This is a genomic window from Citrobacter europaeus (genome assembly GCA_020099315.1).
GTDB classification, from domain to species: Bacteria; Pseudomonadota; Gammaproteobacteria; order Enterobacterales; family Enterobacteriaceae; genus Citrobacter; species Citrobacter europaeus.
This window is the reverse complement of sequence record CP083650.1, coordinates 2,481,070-2,499,211: the sequence shown is the minus strand read 5'-3', so window position 1 is coordinate 2,499,211 and position 18,142 is coordinate 2,481,070. Positions and strand designations below refer to the sequence as shown.

At 51.2% G+C, this 18,142-nt stretch carries 17 protein-coding genes; 10 read left to right on the top strand and 7 right to left on the bottom strand.

Annotated elements, in window-relative coordinates; all coding sequences use genetic code 11:
- Window positions 1–21: 21 nt before the first annotated feature.
- From LA337_11795 to LA337_11775, 5 genes are all read right to left on the bottom strand, one after another.
- On the bottom strand, window positions 22–1,218 hold the full coding sequence (locus LA337_11795) for a sugar transporter (GenBank protein UBI18317.1): 1,197 nt from the start codon (window positions 1,216–1,218) through the stop codon (window positions 22–24).
- Window positions 1,219–1,394: 176 nt separating this feature from the next.
- Entirely contained in the window at window positions 1,395–2,714 is a 1,320-nt protein-coding gene (locus LA337_11790) for an MFS transporter (protein UBI18316.1), read from the bottom strand.
- 61 nt (window positions 2,715–2,775) lie between these two features.
- A complete protein-coding gene (locus LA337_11785; protein ID UBI18315.1) occupies window positions 2,776–3,726 on the bottom strand; it encodes a phosphoglycerate dehydrogenase in 951 nt (316 codons plus the stop codon).
- Between the two features lie 47 nt (window positions 3,727–3,773).
- Entirely contained in the window at window positions 3,774–4,658 is an 885-nt protein-coding gene (locus tag LA337_11780; GenBank protein UBI18314.1) for a dihydrodipicolinate synthase family protein, read from the bottom strand.
- The gene (locus LA337_11775) at window positions 4,651–5,820 is read right to left on the bottom strand and encodes an iron-containing alcohol dehydrogenase (GenBank protein UBI18313.1); all 1,170 of its coding nucleotides are present in this window, start codon (window positions 5,818–5,820) and stop codon (window positions 4,651–4,653) included. Before LA337_11775 ends, LA337_11780 begins: the two co-directional genes overlap by 8 nt.
- 171 nt (window positions 5,821–5,991) lie before the next feature.
- Here LA337_11775 and LA337_11770 point away from each other — a divergent pair, with 171 nt between their 5' ends.
- The 3 genes from LA337_11770 to LA337_11760 are packed head-to-tail and all read left to right on the top strand — an operon-like array spanning window position 5,992 to window position 8,978.
- Window positions 5,992–7,236: a four-carbon acid sugar kinase family protein gene (locus tag LA337_11770; protein ID UBI18312.1), complete on the top strand. Its 1,245-nt coding sequence runs from the start codon at window positions 5,992–5,994 to the stop codon at window positions 7,234–7,236.
- On the top strand, window positions 7,229–8,215 hold the full coding sequence (locus LA337_11765) for a D-threonate 4-phosphate dehydrogenase (protein ID UBI18311.1): 987 nt from the start codon (window positions 7,229–7,231) through the stop codon (window positions 8,213–8,215). Before LA337_11770 ends, LA337_11765 begins: the two co-directional genes overlap by 8 nt.
- Before the next feature lies 1 nt (window position 8,216).
- Window positions 8,217–8,978 carry a DeoR/GlpR family DNA-binding transcription regulator gene (locus tag LA337_11760; GenBank protein ID UBI18310.1) on the top strand — a complete coding sequence of 254 codons (762 nt, stop codon included), beginning with the start codon at window positions 8,217–8,219 and terminating at the stop codon, window positions 8,976–8,978.
- Here the strand turns inward: LA337_11760 and LA337_11755 are convergent.
- The gene (locus LA337_11755) at window positions 8,975–9,850 is read right to left on the bottom strand and encodes a LysR family transcriptional regulator (GenBank protein UBI18309.1); all 876 of its coding nucleotides are present in this window, start codon (window positions 9,848–9,850) and stop codon (window positions 8,975–8,977) included. The two genes, LA337_11760 and LA337_11755, sit on opposite strands and share 4 nt — an antisense overlap.
- A gap of 102 nt (window positions 9,851–9,952) precedes the next feature.
- On the opposite strand from LA337_11755, the gene sad reads away from it, so the two are divergent.
- The 7 genes from sad (at window position 9,953) to LA337_11720 (ending at window position 17,658) form a co-directional block, all read left to right on the top strand.
- Complete coding sequence (gene sad / locus LA337_11750; GenBank protein ID UBI18308.1) at window positions 9,953–11,341, top strand: succinate-semialdehyde dehydrogenase; 1,389 nt, start codon at window positions 9,953–9,955, stop codon at window positions 11,339–11,341.
- A gap of 103 nt (window positions 11,342–11,444) precedes the next feature.
- Entirely contained in the window at window positions 11,445–13,022 is a 1,578-nt protein-coding gene (locus tag LA337_11745) for a methyl-accepting chemotaxis protein (protein ID UBI18307.1), read from the top strand.
- A 62-nt stretch (window positions 13,023–13,084) separates the two neighbouring features.
- Window positions 13,085–14,011 carry a glutaminase B gene (glsB, locus tag LA337_11740; GenBank protein ID UBI18306.1) on the top strand — a complete coding sequence of 309 codons (927 nt, stop codon included), beginning with the start codon at window positions 13,085–13,087 and terminating at the stop codon, window positions 14,009–14,011.
- The gene (locus tag LA337_11735) at window positions 14,011–14,370 is read left to right on the top strand and encodes a DUF4186 domain-containing protein (protein ID UBI18305.1); all 360 of its coding nucleotides are present in this window, start codon (window positions 14,011–14,013) and stop codon (window positions 14,368–14,370) included. The genes glsB and LA337_11735 overlap by 1 nt, the downstream gene beginning before the upstream one ends.
- 80 nt (window positions 14,371–14,450) lie before the next feature.
- On the top strand, window positions 14,451–14,978 hold the full coding sequence (locus LA337_11730) for a GNAT family N-acetyltransferase (GenBank protein UBI18304.1): 528 nt from the start codon (window positions 14,451–14,453) through the stop codon (window positions 14,976–14,978).
- Between the two features lie 106 nt (window positions 14,979–15,084).
- Entirely contained in the window at window positions 15,085–16,536 is a 1,452-nt protein-coding gene (locus tag LA337_11725; protein ID UBI18303.1) for a tagaturonate reductase, read from the top strand.
- A gap of 207 nt (window positions 16,537–16,743) precedes the next feature.
- Window positions 16,744–17,658 (top strand): bestrophin family protein, encoded by a 915-nt coding sequence (locus LA337_11720; GenBank protein ID UBI18302.1) that lies wholly within the window; start codon window positions 16,744–16,746, stop codon window positions 17,656–17,658.
- Here LA337_11720 and LA337_11715 read toward each other — a convergent pair.
- Window positions 17,655–18,032, bottom strand: a complete 378-nt coding sequence (locus LA337_11715) for a GFA family protein (protein ID UBI18301.1) — start codon at window positions 18,030–18,032, stop codon at window positions 17,655–17,657. The genes LA337_11720 and LA337_11715 overlap by 4 nt on opposite strands.
- Window positions 18,033–18,142 lie beyond the last annotated feature (110 nt).

The window sequence follows — 18,142 nt, the reverse complement described above, 5'->3', positions numbered from 1 at the left end:
GCCTGCCGGGCACGGTTTTTTTTACGAATGTTGAGGCTGTTCTTCCAGTGATACCGGCCATTTACGGAAGATAATTATCGACCAGATCAACGCCAAAACGGCAGGCACTGCGCCGACATAACCAATCGTAGACATTGACCAGTGCAGACTCACCTGATTTCCCACCAGCGCGCCAGCCCCTATACCGATATTAAAAATGCCTGAGAAAAGGGCCATTGCGACGTCGGTGGCATCCGGGGCCAGCGCCAGCACTTTGACCTGCATACCCAGACCTATCAACATAATGGCGATGCCCCAGAATATACTCAGGACGGCCAGATGCATTTCGCTGTTCGCGGCGGGAAGTAACAACACCAGGCACACCGTCAGCAGGGCAATGGCGCTGCTAATCAGTACGGATGCATGTTGATTACCCAGCTTGCCAAAAATGACGCTACCGACAATTCCCGCACCCCCCAGAACCAGCAGTAGCACGGTTGCAAAGTTTGCGCTCAGCCCGGCGACGGTCTGCACAAACGGTTCGATATAGCTGTAGGCCGTGTAATGCGCGGTGACCACAATCACTGTCAGCAGATACAGGCTCATTAACGCCGGACGATGAAATAACACGGGCAGGCTTTTCAATGAACCAGAATGCTCGCTGGGTAATTTGGGCAGGAGCTTAATCAGGCAAAGCAGGGTAACTAACGCCCCCATACCGATGGCGAAGAAGGTGGTGCGCCAGCCAAAATACTGGCCAACGATCCGCCCGATAGGCAGACCAAGCACCATCGCCAGCGCGGTGCCGGTCGCAATCAGACTGAGCGCCTGCGCGCGTTTCCCGGCAGGTGCCAGGCGAATCGCCAGCGAGGCGGTGATCGACCAGAAAATGGCGTGCGCAAAAGCAATACCAATACGGCTAATTACCAGCACGGTAAAATTCCATGCCAGGAAAGAGAGTACGTGGCTGGCGATAAACACCACAAACAAGCAGATCAGAAGTTTACGTCGTTCTACCTGGCTGGTAAGCAGCATGAAAGGCAGCGACATCAGAGCCACAACCCAGGCGTAGATCGTCAGCATGATCCCGACCTGCGCGGTCTGCATATTAAAACTTTGTGCGATGTCGGACAGCAAACCGACAGGGACAAACTCAGTGGTATTAAAAATAAAACCGGCAATGGCAAGCGTAACTACCCGTAGCCACGCGACCTTGCGGGAAACAGTGTCTGTTGTCATATCAAATAGGTGGATTAGCTGCGAAAAGGTAAGGTCACGATCTTAAAACGTTTGCTGGCGAAAATACAATCATTTCGTGATTTATATCACATTATTCTGCTGAATGTTTGGCGGTTTTTCGGGGAACCGGTCAGTACGATGACTGACCGGGAAACAGAGCAAAGTAATTGCAGGTGTTAATGCTGTCGTGCCTGGTTCATGCACAATGCGTCATACTCGCTGTCAACGATGGGTTCGACTTTGCCCATTAAAAACAGGTAATTCAAAATACCCAGTACGACGAGTGCCGCGGAAAATACAAGAGCCCACGTAAATGAACCCGTGGCAGCGACGATTGCACCTGTAATAATCGGGCCGACTGCACCGCCCATGTTTGAGACGGTATTCTGTAACCCGGCAACAATCGACACGCTGTTTTTGGGGGCAACATCGCCTGGTAATGCCCAGACCTGTGAGGCCGCGACGGTAGTTCCTGATTTAGCTACACACAGTAAAAAGACAGTCATGAAAACGGAGTCAGTAAAGGGGGCAAAACCAATACATAAAGCCATCAATAAACCAATAGTCAGGAATAATTTTCTTGTAGCGGTGAGCGATAATATCCGTTTATGTACCATGCGATCCGACGCCCAACCTGCGAACACTTCAATCACCATTCCGCAAAGCAATGGTAGGGCCGCGACCATACCCATTTTGATAAAATCCATACCTTTGTCTTTTACCAGATAGGTCGGCAACCAGGTAATAAAGAAATACGAAGTGTAATTGATGGTGAAAAAACCGATACACATTGCCCAGATATTGCGATAGCGTAGCAACTTATACCATCGCATGGGTAATACAGATTTATCACCATGTTTCTGTTTTTGCCCCTCGCGAATATGTTTCACTTCCGCCGGGCTGATTTTTTTGTGATCTTCCGGGTTTTCGGTATAAATAAAATACCACGCAATGACCCATAAAATTCCCACGCTACCAATAATAAGAAACGTTAATCGCCAGTCGAATTGATAAATCATCCAGACGATCAGCGGCATGGCAACGGCTCCGCCGAATTTTGAGGCACTGTCAAACAACCCGGAAACAGTTGCTCGCTCTCTGTCAGGGAACCATCGTGCGGCGATCCCCGCATTGCTTGGATAGGCAGCGGCTTCACCCACGCCCAAAGCCAGTCTGAGTGCCAGCAGCGACTTAAAACCAGTGGCCAGCCCCATCATTGATGTGGCTATTGACCACCACGCTACGGCAATGCCCAGACCTTTTTTCTGGCCGAAGCGATCGGCGAACCAGCCTGCAGGTATTTGCAATAAGGAGTATGACCAAAAGAATGCTGCCATTATAAACCCCATCATTTCGGGATCGAGCTTAAGCTCATCAATAAGATGCGGAGCAGCAGCTGATAATACCGTTCGGTCAATATAGTTAATTGCAATAGCAAGCCACATTAATCCCGCAATCCACCAGCGAATTCGGGATTTTTCAGCTAAATTATTCATATATTTGGCCCATGGTAGATGTTTATTGTTTTAGTATGAAGGGTACATTTTTACCGTTCTTTTAGAGTGAGTTCATAATGTTTTGCGGCTTATGTTGATGTATGACGCACGCAATAATATTGTGTACGCATTGCTCTCCAATATTGCTCACCGCACCTTCGGTATATCCTGCGATGTGCGCCGTCGGAATAAAGTTTTCAAGGGCAAACAAAGGATGTGAATTGCAGGGCTCCTGTATAAAGACATCGGCTGCAGCTCCTTTAATAACGCCCTGAGTCAGCGCCTGGAACAGATCCTCTTCATTAACGACACCACCGCGTGAAACATTGATTAAATAGCTGCTTTTCTTCATTTTCTGCATGCGGGCCAAATCAAAGAGATTTTTTGTTTCAGGGGTTAGCGGTGTATGGAGGGTAATAAAATCACTGTTTTCTGTTAAAGCATCTAATGAGACATACTCAACGCAATTTGCTTTGGCGAATGACTCATCCTGCCAGGCATCGTGTGCCAGTATGCGCATGTTGAAACCGCGGGCACGTAGCGCGACCTGTTTACCTATGTTGCCCAGCCCAATGATACCTATGGTTTTGCCATAGACATCAGAGGCGAAAATACGTGGCCAATTTCCGGCGCGAGTTTGCTCAATTGCACCGGGTAATTGCCGCGCACAGTTGAGAATCAATGAAAAAGCAAAATCGGCGACGGCATGTTTGTTGGCATCCGGCACATTGGTAACATAAATGCCTTTTTCCCGGGTGGCATCCAGGTCGATGTTATCGACACCGACGCCATGCTTACAGACGATTTTCAGCTGAGGGGCCGCTGCCAGCAATTCAGCATTAACCTCTGTGAAGGCAACGATCATCGCCACCGTGTCTGCAAGGTATGGTTCGAGTTCTTTTCGTCCGATATCTGCGGGAAGCATGATTAATTTAAGACCCGCATCCTGCAGTTGCTCGATTGGCTGCCGATCGTATTTGGCAAATGACGGAGAAGTACAGATGACGTTCATAATACAATCCTGTTAGTTAAGCGGCGTTACCGCCGCTGTAAAAGAGGTTATTGCAGATAGTTATTGATAATCTGTTGGATCAGATTTTCCTGTTGTGCGTTAAACGTGACAGCGTAACGACTTGCGCCAACCTCATGCCCCATGATTTGCAACGCTTTTTTGACTGCAGCGGGCGAGAAGGCAACTTTATAGAGATCGGTTCGCAAACCCGTGACGCTTTCCTGTGCCTCATGCGATCCGGCAATATCACCGGCCTTGAATCGCGCCCAGATAGCATTAATTTCTTTTGGCGCCACGTTTGCCAGACCAGAAATACAGGCAGAACAACCGTCAACGAATCCCTGGTGAATCAGCGAATCCGGCCCATTCAACACATCAAAACCTTCAATATCTTTGACGGCGTCAAGGAATCCACCGAGGCTTTCATAGCTACCGGCGCTGTCTTTGATGCCAATGATGTTGGGATGCGCCGCCAGCACTCTTGCGGTTGCCGGTTCAATGGTGTTACCCGTACGTGCCGGGATGTTATAGAGAAATACCGGCACCGATAGCGCGTCGGCAATCGCGGTATAGTGGGCAATCAGTTCCTGCTGTTTGAGCGGAACAAAATACGGGGTAATCACCGATACGGCATCGACGCCCAGTTTTTCTATTTGTTTACCCAGACGAATGGTTTCACGGGTTGAGATTTCACCAATATGCGCCACCACATTTGCCCGTCCAGCAACTTCCTCAACGCAAGTACGGGTCACCGCTATTTTTTCTTCCTCGTTAAGTACAAAAAACTCGCCATTGGTGCCGCCGCAGAAAATACCGTTTCCAGCGTTTAGCTGGCGATTAACCTGGTTTTTGAGTTCGGTGAGGTTTAATGCCCCTTCGTTATCGAAAGGGGTGACGATTGCCGTCAGTACGCCACAGATTTTTTTACTCATGATTCACTCCTTTGGTAATCAGTTCTGGAAAAAGTGTTTGATAAATAGCCTTAACATCGTCATGGCTCACCTGACAGGGCGCGTTGTTCATAAGACGTTTTACGTTAAGCGCGGCATCGGCCAGCGCGGAAAGGTCAGTGGAGGGCACGCCAAGCGTTGCCAGGTTGTCGGGCAGGTTGAGCCGTTTCACGAGCGCGGAGAAGTACTCCACCAGCGCGAAAGATTTTTCTTCAGCGCTGAGTGTGCGATCGGCGTCAGGTAGCAGATCCCAGACCTGGGCAAATTTGTTGACCGCGTGAGGGCGAACCACCTTCATGCAGGGTGCTAACAGAATCGCGTTAGCGACACCATGTGGGAGATGGTATCGCCCCCCCAGCGGATAAGAGAGCGCATGAACCAGATGTGTACCGGCGTGATTAATCGCTACACCGCCATAGTATGACGCCCACAGCATTTCCAGTTTAGCCAGCAAATTGTTCGGTTCATTAACCGAGGTTTCGATGTTTTTCAACAATTTCTGTAAACCGATGAGCGCAGCGTTGTCGCTGATTGGGTTGGCGATAGTTGCTGTAAAGCACTCAATCAGATGACAGAGCGCGTCAATGCCGGTGGATGAGGCGATGTGCGCTGGCATGCTGGTGGTGAGTTCCGGTAGCAAGGCGACATAATCCGGCAGCAGCACCGGGGAGATGATACCCACCTTGGTGTTTTGTTCGGGGATGGCCAGTATCGCGTTTGGAGTGGCTTCTGAACCCGTGCCTGCTGTGGCGGGGATTAGCACGGAGGTCACACGTTGTTGCGGTTTTTCACCTGCCAGCATGGCGTCAAGCGTCGGGGACTCAGGGTGACATAAGACGGAGAGCAGTTTCGCCACATCCAGTACGCTACCGCCGCCAATGCCTATCACCATTTCCACATTGAGGTCAGCCACGCGTTTGACGAGTTTGCTGACGTCATGATGTCCCGGCTCGGCGGGTACGTTATCAATCAGTGTCACCTGACGGCCATCATTAGCCAGCAGGGTACGGATCTGCGCTACTGCATCCAGTCGAACAATATTTGCATCAGTTACCAGCAGTAACTGGCGTTTACCGCTCAGTAATGGCTCCAGAGCGGGGATGGCATGCGAACCGCTGATCACGGTGCTATTAATTGTTGCCACAACATTCTCCTGTTGTTTGAGTGATTGAATTCGCTCACTGTGATTCAGGAACGATGACATCATGGGCTAAATTTATAATTTATCTCGGAACTGAATAACTTGAGCTTGCTCACACTTAATCAATTGTGATTGAATATAATCATTAACAACACATAACGACCCGGAGCATGGATGAGTAAACAAGTAGCTAGACCGCAAATCCTGGTTATCGCCGATGACTTTACCGGGGGGAACGATGCGGGGGTCAGCCTTGCGCTGACGGGAATGACGGTGAATGTCGCCTTCACGTTACCCTCCACCGAGGAGACCGACGTACTGGTCGTTAACAGTGATAGTCGTGCGTTGGATGCACCGCAGGCATCTTCCCGCGTGAGAGCTTTAGCGCTTGCCTGTCATGCAGACTCGCGGGCGCTGTGGCTAAAGAAAATGGATTCCACATTACGTGGCAACCCAGGGGCCGAAGTTGAGGCGTTAATGCAGGTCACCGGTAAAAATCTGGCCATTGTTGCGCCAGCGTTTCCCCTGGCCGGTCGGACGACTGAAGAAGGTCTTTGCCTTATCAACGGTGTCCCGGTTACCCAAACCGAATTTGCCAGTGACCCGAAAACCCCGGTAGCTAGCGCTGATATTTGTGCGGTACTTCAGGCACAAACCACCATCACATGCCGGGCTATGTCACTGAGTGACTATTTGCAACGCCTGACAGAACCTGCCGCTGATATGCCGCAAATTTGGGTGGTTGATGCGCAGAGTAATGCCGATCTCGATGCCATTGTTGTTGAAGCAAGGGAGCGAAATGATACGCCGCTTTTGGTGGGGTCAGCAGGAATCTGTGACGCACTGGCTCGCCATATCCAGACGGCATCTTCCCGGCGTTTACTGGCGATTGTGGGCTCAATGAGTGAAATTGCTCAACGCCAGATTGCTGTTGTGCGCAGAAACCCGCAGGTAGAGACGGTATTCATTGATATCGAAGATATGTTGAAGGGGGCTGTGACGGGGTACGTTGCCCGCATTATTGGCGTTCTGGCATCCGGTAAACACTGCATTGTTCACACTTGTCCTGATACTGATGCGCGGCACCATATTCCGCATCTTTGCGCCCGCTGGCAGGTAAGTCGCGCTCAGTTGGGCGAAAAAATCTGCCAGTTCCTTGGGCAACTTACCCGACAGGTTGCTGATGATATCTCACCCGCTGCGCTGTATCTCTCTGGCGGCGATGTTGCTATGGCGGTTGCTGAAGCGCTCGGAGCAACAGGATTTCGTATCAGCGACCGTGTGGCCCAGTGCGTGCCGTATGGTCATTTTGTTGGTGGATACTGGCAGCGCCCGGTTATGACAAAAGCAGGGGGGTTTGGTGACGAAACGACCTTGCGTCAGGTTTTGAATTATGTTGAGGAGAAAATGAGTGAATAACACTATTGCGGTAACCATGGGCGATCCGGCGGGTATTGGACCGGAGATCATTCTTAAATCACTGGCGGAGGGAGAGCTTTCTGGCGCGCCGGTCATTGTTGTTGGATGCGTGCAGACGCTGCGACGGATCCAGTCATTGAATATAACACCGCCAGCGGAACTTCGGGTGATTGAAAGTGTAGCCCAGGCGCAATTCGCCGCAGGTGTAATCAATGTCATTGATGAACCGCTTGCCGATCCAGATTCTCTCCAGCCCGGTGTAGTGCAAGCACAGGCCGGGGATCTGGCTTATCGCTGTATCAAACGTGCCACGAAGTTGGCGCTGAATGGCGAAGTTAAAGCGATAGCCACTGCGCCTCTGAATAAAGAAGCATTACATCTGGCGGGTCATCATTATCCTGGGCATACCGAACTGCTGGCGCAACTGACCAACAGTAAAGATTATGCAATGGTGCTGTATACCGACCAGCTCAAAGTCATCCATGTCACCACCCATATTGCGTTACGAACATTCCTGGATACGCTCAGCGAACAGCGGGTGAAAACTGTTATTCAGGTAGCACATGATTTCCTGCGTCGCGTTGGGTATGAAAATCCGCGTATTGCGGTGGCGGGGGTGAATCCACATGCTGGAGAAAATGGTCTTTTTGGCGATGAAGAAATCAAAATAGTTGGACCCGCAATCCAGACTATGCAGGCGCTGGGACTAAATGTCACCGGGCCGTGCCCACCGGATACGGTATTTATGCAGTGCCACGAAGGAATGTACGACATGGTGGTAGCGATGTATCACGATCAGGGGCATATTCCGCTAAAATTGCTTGGATTCTATGATGGGGTGAATATCACCGCCGGGTTACCGTTTATTCGCACCTCTGCAGACCACGGTACGGCGTTTGATATTGCCTGGACAGGTAAAGCCAAGTCTGAGAGCATGGCGGTGTCCATCCAGTTAGCAATGCAAATCACGCGGGATTAAAATGAAGGGATATAATCGGTTAGAACAGATTATGGATTATCTGAAAGGGCATAATCTGGCGACGGTAGAACAGTTGGTTGCCGTGACGGGCGCCTCTCCGGCGACTATTCGTCGCGACCTGATTAAACTCGATCAGGAAGGCGTGATCAGCCGTACCCATGGTGGTGTGACGCTTAACCGATTTATCCCATCGCAGCCTACTACGCATGAGAAAATGCAACGCAGTCTGCAAGAAAAACAAGCGATCGCCAGCGCGGCAGCAAGCCTGGTGAAGGCAGGGGATTCTATTGTTCTGGATGCAGGTACGACAATGATTGAACTGGCTCGTCAGCTCACCCATCTGCCGCTGCGGGTCATCACCAGCGATCTGCACATCGCACTTTTTTTCTCCGAGTTTAAACAAATTGAAGTGACGATCATTGGCGGGCGGATTGATGACTCCAGCCAGTCATGCATCGGCGAGCATGGGCGTAAACTGTTGCAGAGCGTCTGGCCGGATATCGCGTTTTTAAGCTGTAACGGTTGGGATCTGGCGCGTGGGATCACCGCGCCGACGGAAGAGAAGGCCGGGGTAAAACGTGACCTGATTGCCAACGCCAGTCGCCGGGTACTGCTGGCAGACAGTTCAAAATATGGCGCGTGGTCATTGTTTAATGTTACCCATTTGAATGCGCTGACGGATATTGTGACCGATGCCCGGCTCAATGAGGGCGTGCGCGAGCAACTAGAACAATTACCCTGCCAACTGACGATTGCCAGTTAATCCCTATTCTGCGACAACTGGGGGTTCAAGACCTCAATAAACGCTTCCAGTTGCCTCGTCATTGCGCCTCTGCGCCAGACCAGCCACGTATTCAGCCAGCGCCAGTTTTCGCTTAGCGCCCAGGCGTTGACCTGATGATGCCCAGGCATGCTCTCCAGCATCGAGCGCGGGATCAGCGCGATACCCGCGCCGGCAATAACGCAGGCCAGCATTCCGTGATACGACTCCATTTCATGAATGGTGCCGGGCATTGCGCGATCGGCATGAAACCAGCTTTCAAAGTGGCGGCGATAGGAACAGTTGGCGCGAAAGGCGTAAATACTACAACCGTTAACATCACTGGCCCGCTGGATGGGAGGGTGACCGTGCGGCGTGACAATCATCATCTCTTCACGGTAGACCGGCATTCCTTCAAGGCCAGGATGGGTAATCGGACCGTCAACAAAGGCGGCGTTCAGCGTCCCCTCGAGCACACCATCCAGCATCGTGCCCGAAGGGCCTGTCGCCAGCGCAAACTGAATTTTGGGGTAACGCTGGTTATATTCCGCCAGCGTGGCGGGGATTCGCACAGCGGCAGTACTTTCCAGCGAGCCAAGAGAGAACAACCCCTGAGGTTCATCCCCGGCGACGACCATTCTCGCTTCCTCAACCAGTGCGAGGATCCGCTGGCTGTAGCGCAAAAAGTTGTGCCCGGATGGGGAAAGCCGCAGACGCTGGTTTTCACGAATAAACAGATCAACGCCAAGGTCGGCTTCAAGCTGGCGAATGCGGGTGGTGAGATTAGATGGCACGCGATGCACCTTTGCGGCCGCCTGCGTAATACTGCCGGTCTCTGCGACGGCATTGAACATTTCCAGTTGCGTCAGATCCATGTTGTTCTCTATTCGTGAATGGCGTGGTTAATATTATTCATTTTTCAGAAAGAGTAAATATGCGCATGATATAACCATACCTTGCGATAAAGAGAGGCAACTATGACTATCACAGCAGCAACACATGCGATTTCCGTTAATCCTGCTAATGGAGAAAGGCTGGCAGCGATGCCATGGGCGAGCGCTGAAGAGATTGCACATGCGCTGAGCCTTGCTGCGAAAGGCTACAGCGAATGGAAACATACTTCCGTTGAACACCGTGCGCAAACGCTGCGTGATATCGGGCAGGCTCTGCGTCATCGTGCGGAAGAGATGGCGCAATGTATTTCCCGCGAAATGGGCAAACCCATCAAGCAGGCACGGGGTGAAGTTGCCAAATCGGCCGCATTGTGCGACTGGTACGCCGAACATGGCCCGGCGATGCTCAATCCTGAACCTACGCTGGTGGAAAACAATCAGGCGGTGATTGAGTACCGCCCCGTAGGAACCATTCTGGCGATCATGCCGTGGAACTTCCCACTCTGGCAGGTACTGCGTGGCGCTATTCCGATTCTGTTGGCCGGAAATGGCTACCTGTTAAAGCATGCACCGAATGTAACCGGCTGTGCTGCGATTATCGCCCAGGTATTTGCTGATGCGAACGTTCCCGCCGGGGTTTACGGTTGGGTTAATGCCGACAACACTGGGGTAAGTCAGATGATCAATGACCCGCGTATTGCGGCGGTAACGGTGACGGGCAGTGTTCGTGCCGGTGCGGCGATTGGCGCTCAGGCAGGGGCGGCGTTGAAGAAATGTGTGCTTGAGCTGGGTGGTTCCGATCCGTTTATTGTCCTTAATGATGCTGATCTTGACCTGGCCGTTAAGGCGGCAGTTGCCGGGCGTTACCAGAACACTGGGCAGGTGTGTGCGGCAGCCAAGCGTTTCATTATTGAAGAAGGTATTGCGGCAGAATTTACGGCTCGTTTTGTCGCGGCCGCGAGCGCGCTCAAAATGGGCGATCCGCTGAACGAAGAAAACGATCTGGGTCCGATGGCGCGATTTGATCTGCGTGATGAGCTTCATCAGCAGGTTGAAGCCTCCCTTGCTGAAGGAGCGCGATTACTTCTTGGCGGGGAAAAAATTGCAGGCCACGGCAATTACTATGCTGTGACGGTACTGGGTGATGTCACTCCAGAGATGACGGCTTTTCGTCAGGAGCTGTTTGGCCCGGTTGCAGCGATTACCGTGGCAAAGAATGCGGAACATGCCTTAGCACTGGCAAATGATAGTGATTTCGGTTTATCCGCCACGGTGTTCACCGCAGATGAAGCGCTGGCGCAGAATATGGCGTCACGCCTGGAATGTGGAGGCGTATTCATCAATGGCTTCAGTGCCAGCGATGCCCGTGTTGCATTTGGCGGCGTGAAGAAAAGTGGTTTTGGCCGCGAGCTCTCTCACTTTGGCCTGCATGAGTTCTGTAACGTGCAGACCGTCTGGAAAAACCGCCTCTGATGGTGTGGGTGCCTCCATCGGGGGCACCTGTCTTATTTCTGCAATTTTTCTGTCATTTACTCTCCGTATATTCGCGTCTAACGCTTTGATACAGAAGAGTAATATGAACATAACGCAAATTTTTCAACGTCTGATCCCCCGTCAGTTTGGTTTGTTAACTGGTATTTTCTGCATAATTGCACTGTTCTCTGTATTGCAGGTCGCGTCCTCTTTGATGCTCTCGGCCTCAGTCAGCGACGCGCAGCATAATGAAGGTCGTAATCAGCTCGCGCTAATACAGCAGGCGAAGATCGATGAAGCGAGGGTGGCATTATTGTCTGCCAGCGATCTGCTTAACCGGGCTGGAGTTTATTTTATGCAGGATGCCGCCACCGGCTCTGATGGAAGTTGGCGGCCATTAATGGAGGAGGCTCATCGGGCGCTGACACAGTCAAAAACCGCATGGGATGCATGGAGTCATTTAAAACCGCAGCCGGATCCAGAACTCACGGAGAGCTATCAGCGCTTTTATAGCGGCATTCAGGAACAGGCGGACGGGCTGATGCAGTCCGGTTCGATTGACGCTTTTTTTGCCGTGCCCGTACAGGCGTTTCAGTCAGATTTTAACGACAACTACGCCCGCTTTCAGCAGGAAAGTGGGCGACATGCGGAAGTCGGGCGTCAGAAATTGTTGACCAGTCTTGAGCGTTTACAGCATCTGTTTTTGTTTATTCCTCTGGTGCTGGTGGTTATCGCTGTGCTGGTCTGGCGCAGTATGTCTCGTTGGGTGATAACACCGCTGCGACGGCTGATCGATCATATCGATATTTTAGCGGCAGGCGATCTTTCCCGACCAGCTCCGCAGGTGAGTCAGTTCAATCGGGAAGTGATGCAATTAAGTTTGCGAATTGCTGCAATGCAGCAGGGACTCTGCGCGCTGGTACAGCAGGTGAATGACGCCACAACCGCAATGGTGGGGAACATCAGCGAACTTGCGCAAAATAATAAGCAGTTGTATCAGCAATCGGCGAAACAAAGTGAAGAGTTGAGTACCGTGACTTCGCATATTGGTTTCCTTGAAACGCATGTTGAGGATAACAGTGGCTTTGCTCAACTGGCGAATCAGCGTGCTGTACAGGCCCGTGATATTGCGGCGGGCGGAGACCGAATGATGGCGACGGTAAATGCGTCAATGCAGGCGATTGTGACGCGCTCGTCTGAAATGCGCGGAATTATAACGCTAATCGACAACATCGCGTTTCAGACAAACATCCTCGCACTGAACGCGGCAATCGAGGCTGCACATGCTGGGGAACAAGGGCGCGGGTTTGCAGTGGTCGCCAAAGAAGTTGGACTTCTGGCGCGAAAAAGCGGTCAGTCGACGCAGAATATTCAGGCGCTCATTCAACACTCTTTACAGGGCATTGAAGAGGGCTTTCATGCCGTAAACGGGCTGGATGAGAATCTACAGCAGGTTATTTCGCTGGTGGAAAACCTCGGCGCATTGCTGAACGATATTTCGGCGGCAACGTTAAATCAGGGGGACAGTATTCACCAGTTGACTCGTAAGCTTCATGTTCTGAACGGAGAGGCCCGGCAAACCAGCGATCTGGTGAATGCCGCATCCAATTCTTCCTTGCAGCTACATCATGAATCTCACCAGCTTATGCAGGCAGTGGCCAGATTCCGCCTTCCGGCCTGACGCTGCGTATTCAGCTCTGTTATACTCGCAGGCCTTTCATACCTGCGAGCAAGGAGCATGTTGTGGCCAGGGCCATGGACAATTCAATTTTAGAGACCATTGTGCAGCAGGTTCGTCCGCTGATTGGTCAAGGTAAAGTCGCTGATTACATTCCTGCATTAGCTTCCGTGGACGGTTCAAAACTGGGTATTGCCATTTGCACCGTCGATGGACAGCACTATCAGGCGGGGGATGCGCAAGAGCGCTTTTCTATTCAGTCAATTTCAAAGGTGCTCAGTCTGGTCGTGGCGATGCGTCATTATCAGGAGGATGAGATCTGGCAACGTGTCGGCAAGGATCCATCCGGTCATCCTTTTAACTCCCTGGTACAGCTGGAAATGGAACAGGGGATCCCGCGTAATCCCTTCATCAATGCCGGGGCGCTGGTGGTTTGCGACATGCTGCAAGGGCGACTGAGCGCACCGCGTCAACGGATGCTGGAAGTGGTTAGGGCGTTAAGCGGCGTATCGGATATCGCCTATGATTCGACAGTGGCGCGTTCTGAGTTTGAGCACTCGGCGCGTAACGCGGCTATCGCCTGGCTGATGAAATCATTTGGCAATTTCCATCATGATGTGACCACCGTTTTACAAAATTACTTTCACTATTGTGCGTTGAAAATGAGCTGTGTAGAACTGGCGCGTACGTTCGTCTTTCTGGCAAATCAGGGACACGCCTTTCATCTTGCGGAGCCCGTGGTTACGCCCATGCAGGCCAGGCAGATCAACGCGTTGATGGCTACCAGTGGCATGTATCAGAACGCAGGGGAATTTGCCTGGCGAGTAGGTTTACCGGCGAAATCTGGCGTTGGCGGCGGTATAGTGGCTATCGTTCCCCACGAGATGGCGATTGCCGTCTGGAGTCCGGAACTGGATCCTGCGGGAAATTCGCTGGCGGGTATCGCCGTGCTGGAGCAATTAACACAACAACTGGGGCGCTCGGTTTACTGATGAATACGCTCGATCCTCTTTTTGCCAGGCTGGCGAAATCAACGTTTCGCTCGCGGTTTCGTCTTGGTCAGAAAGAAAGGCAGTATTGTCTGGATAAAGGTGCGCCGGTTATCGAGCAACACGCTGCGGATTTTATTGCCAAACGGCTGGCCCCGGCGTTACCGGTCAATGATGGTAAGCAGACGCCCATGCGTGGGCATCCGGTCTTTATCGCTCAACATGCCACGGCCACCTGTTGTCGGGGCTGTCTGGCGAAATGGCATGATATTCCTCAGGGTGTCGCGCTTAACGATGAGCAGCAACGTTACGTTGTCATGGTTATTTATCACTGGTTAGTGCTTCAAATGAATAAGCCATAGATAACATAATCCTATGATATGTCTCCTTGTGTTGTGCTTTTGTTAAAAGCAGTATAAAGGGGTCAATCTAAGGAGAAAAAATGGCTACCTGCAAACCCTGCTTTGTGATGAGTACGGCACAGATTCTGTCGAGAATCGACGAGCTCAGCGACATCCTTGAAACATGCGTCAATGATGGCGCCTCTGTCAGCTTTATGCTGCCTTTTACGAGTGAAAAGTCACGACCTTTCTGGATGAGCGTCGCGCAAAGTGTCGACCGTGGAGAAAGGATTGTTCTGGGGGCACAGGACGCACAGGGGGTTCTAGTTGGTACCGTCCAGCTCATTATCGATCAACCCGAAAACCAACCCCATCGTGCGGATGTCGCCAAACTACTGGTTCACACCTCTGCGCGACGGGGCGGTGTGGCCCGGGAATTGATGAACGGACTCGAACGTTGCGCGCATCAACAAGGTAAGACGCTGCTGGTTCTTGATACGGCCACGGGCAGTGGCGCTGAGTTGTTCTACCACAATTGCGGATGGCAAAAAGTTGGGGTGATACCCGACTATGCCAAAATGCCCGACGGGACGCTGACCGGGACCACACTTTTCTATAAAACTCTCTAATTTGTTATCGGGGATTGATCAAAACAGGGTTTCAATGTATTAAAGTTTGCTAACCTATTGGACCAATTCAATCAGGTTGTATGACTAATCATAAAGGGAACCCATTGTGCAAACACTAAATCGTCGCGATTTCCCCGGTGCTCAGTATCCTGAACGCATCATTCAGTTTGGTGAAGGAAACTTCCTGCGCGCCTTCGTTGACTGGCAGGTTGATCTGCTGAATGAGCATACCGATCTGAACGCAGGTGTGGTCATTGTTCGTCCTATCGAAAGTACCTTCCCACCATCGCTGAGTACACAGGATGGTCTCTACACCACCATTATTCGTGGCTTGAATGAGAAGGGCGATGCCGTAAGTGATGCTCGTTTAATTCGTTCAGTTAACCGCGAAATCAGCGTCTATAGCGAATACGATGAGTTCCTGAAGCTGGCGCATAATCCAGATATGCGTTTTGTTTTTTCTAACACCACTGAAGCAGGCATCAGTTACCACGCGGGCGATAAGTTTGAGGATGCACCGGCGGTGAGTTATCCCGCTAAACTGACCCGGCTGCTGTTCGAGCGGTTCAGCCATTTTAATGGTGCGTCGGATAAAGGCTGGATAATCATCCCTTGCGAACTGATTGATTACAATGGTGATGCGCTGCGTGAACTGGTCCTGCGCTACGCTCAGGAGTGGGCGCTACCGGAAGCATTTATTCAGTGGCTGGATCAAGCCAACGCATTTTGTTCCACGCTGGTGGACCGCATTGTTACCGGTTATCCGCGTGACGAAGTAGCGCAACTTGAAGCTGAGCTTGGCTATCATGATGCATTCCTGGATACGGCTGAACACTTCTATCTGTTTGTCATTCAGGGGCCAAAGTCATTAGCCGCCGAACTGCGTCTGGATAAATATCCGCTCAATGTCCTGATTGTTGATGACATCAAACCGTACAAAGAACGGAAAGTGGCCATTCTCAACGGCGCGCACACCGCACTGGTTCCTGTTGCCTGGCAGGCAGGGCTCGATACTGTGGGTGAGGCGATGAATGACGCAGAGATTTGCGCCTTCGTTGAAAAAGCTATTTATGAAGAGATCATTCCGGTACTGGATTTACCTCGCGATGAGCTGGCATCTTTCGCCAGCGCGGTGACCGGTCGATTCTGCAATCCGTACATCAAGCATCAGCTGCTGTCGATTGCCCTGAACGGCATGACTAAATTCCGTACCCGTATATTGCCGCAGTTGCTGGCAGGGCAACAGGCCAGCGGCAAACTGCCGGCGCGCCTGACGTTTGCGCTTGCCGCGCTGATTGCCTTTTATCGTGGAGAGCGTAACGGTGAGTCATATCCGGTTCAGGATGATGCGCACTGGGTGGAGCGCTTTCAACAGCTTTGGTCTCAGCATCATGACCGCCAGATAAACACCGAAGATCTGGTTAAATCTGTACTGGGCGTTAAAGAGCACTGGGAGCAGGACCTGACTCAGGTTTCTGGGCTGGTGGAGCAGGTTTCTGCCGATCTGGATACCATTCTGGCAAAAGGCATGCGTGAAGCCGTTAAACCACTGTGCTAAGAAAACAGCCCGGCTCAGGCCGGGTTTTTTGCAAAACAATTATTAGTTACAACATACTATTGTATGTTAAATACTAAGCCATTCTGTAACTCAGGTGCGGGAATTGTCTGGCAGGAAAAAGATGTTTAGTTAATGTTGCGATTAACTTGCAACATTGATCACTATCGCGTCTAATGTGACGGGTTTCACATTTTTCCGAAGATAACCATGATCGTTCGCCCCCAACAACACTGGCTACGCCTGATTTTCGTCTGGCATGGTTCCGTATTATCAAAAATCTTTTCACGTCTGTTGCTGAACTTCCTGCTCTCCATCGCCGTTATTATCATGCTTCCGTGGTATACGATGCTGGGTATTAAATTTACGCTGGCGCCGTTCAGCATTCTCGGCGTGGCTATTGCTATCTTTTTAGGCTTTCGCAATAACGCCTGCTATTCACGTTACGTTGAGGCCCGCCACCTTTGGGGGCAGTTGATGATTGCTTCCCGATCGCTTTTACGAGAGGTAAAGACCACCTTACCGGATGACGTCGAACTGGGGCAGTTTGTTCGTCTGCAAATCGCGTTTGCCCACTGTTTACGCATGACTTTACGCCGAAAACCGCAGGCAGCGCCGTTGGCGAAGTACCTCAGCGAGAAAGATCTGCAGACGGTATTTGCCTCACAATCACCGGCAAACCGCATATTGTTGCTGATGGGGGAGTGGTTGGCCGTGCGCAGGCGTAATGGACAACTATCAGATATATTATTCCATAGTTTAAACAATAGGTTAAATGATATGTCTGCGGTGCTGGCAGGTTGTGAGCGGATTGCGAATACTCCGGTCCCGTTTGCGTATACTTTGATCCTTCATCGCACGGTGTACCTGTTTTGTATCATGTTGCCATTCGCCTTAGTGGTGGATCTGCACTACATGACACCTTTCATTTCAGTGCTTATTTCCTACACTTTTATTTCGCTCGACACGCTTGCAGAAGAACTGGAAGATCCGTTTGGTACAGAGAACAACGACCTGCCGCTGGATGCGATTTGCAATGCTATTGAAATCGATTTACTGCAAATGAACGATGAAACAAATGTGCCAGCAAAACACATGCCGGATAAACATTATCAACTCACTTAGCGACGTTCGTTTTGCCACCAGGCGGGTTGCATATCGGAAAACGAATGAAACTCTGGGGCCAGATCTTCATCGTTAGGATCGTCAAAAGCTCCGGCTAAAAGTGCAATTACCGGGGCGTCATCAATGGCGCCCACGGAACTCCCGCACTGAGGGCAAAAGGCCCGACTGGTCGTTTCAGATGAGCGCCAGGTTGTCGGTTTTCCGGCTTTTCCCGTCCATTCTACATTTTCTGCAGCAAACTCAATCCAGACGACGGTCGGCACGCCAGTATGTTTCCGGCATATATCGCAGGAACAGGTATGGGAATTATTAGGACTGCTGGCAGTGAAGCGGATCGAGCCACACAGACACCCACCAATGTAGACTTTAGACATAACAACTCCCGTCAGAAATACGTGGCAAGACACTAGCAGATGCATGCCATTGCCACTAGAACCTTATAATAAAAAGGCGAGGGCGCGCATAGACGATAGTTCATTCCTGT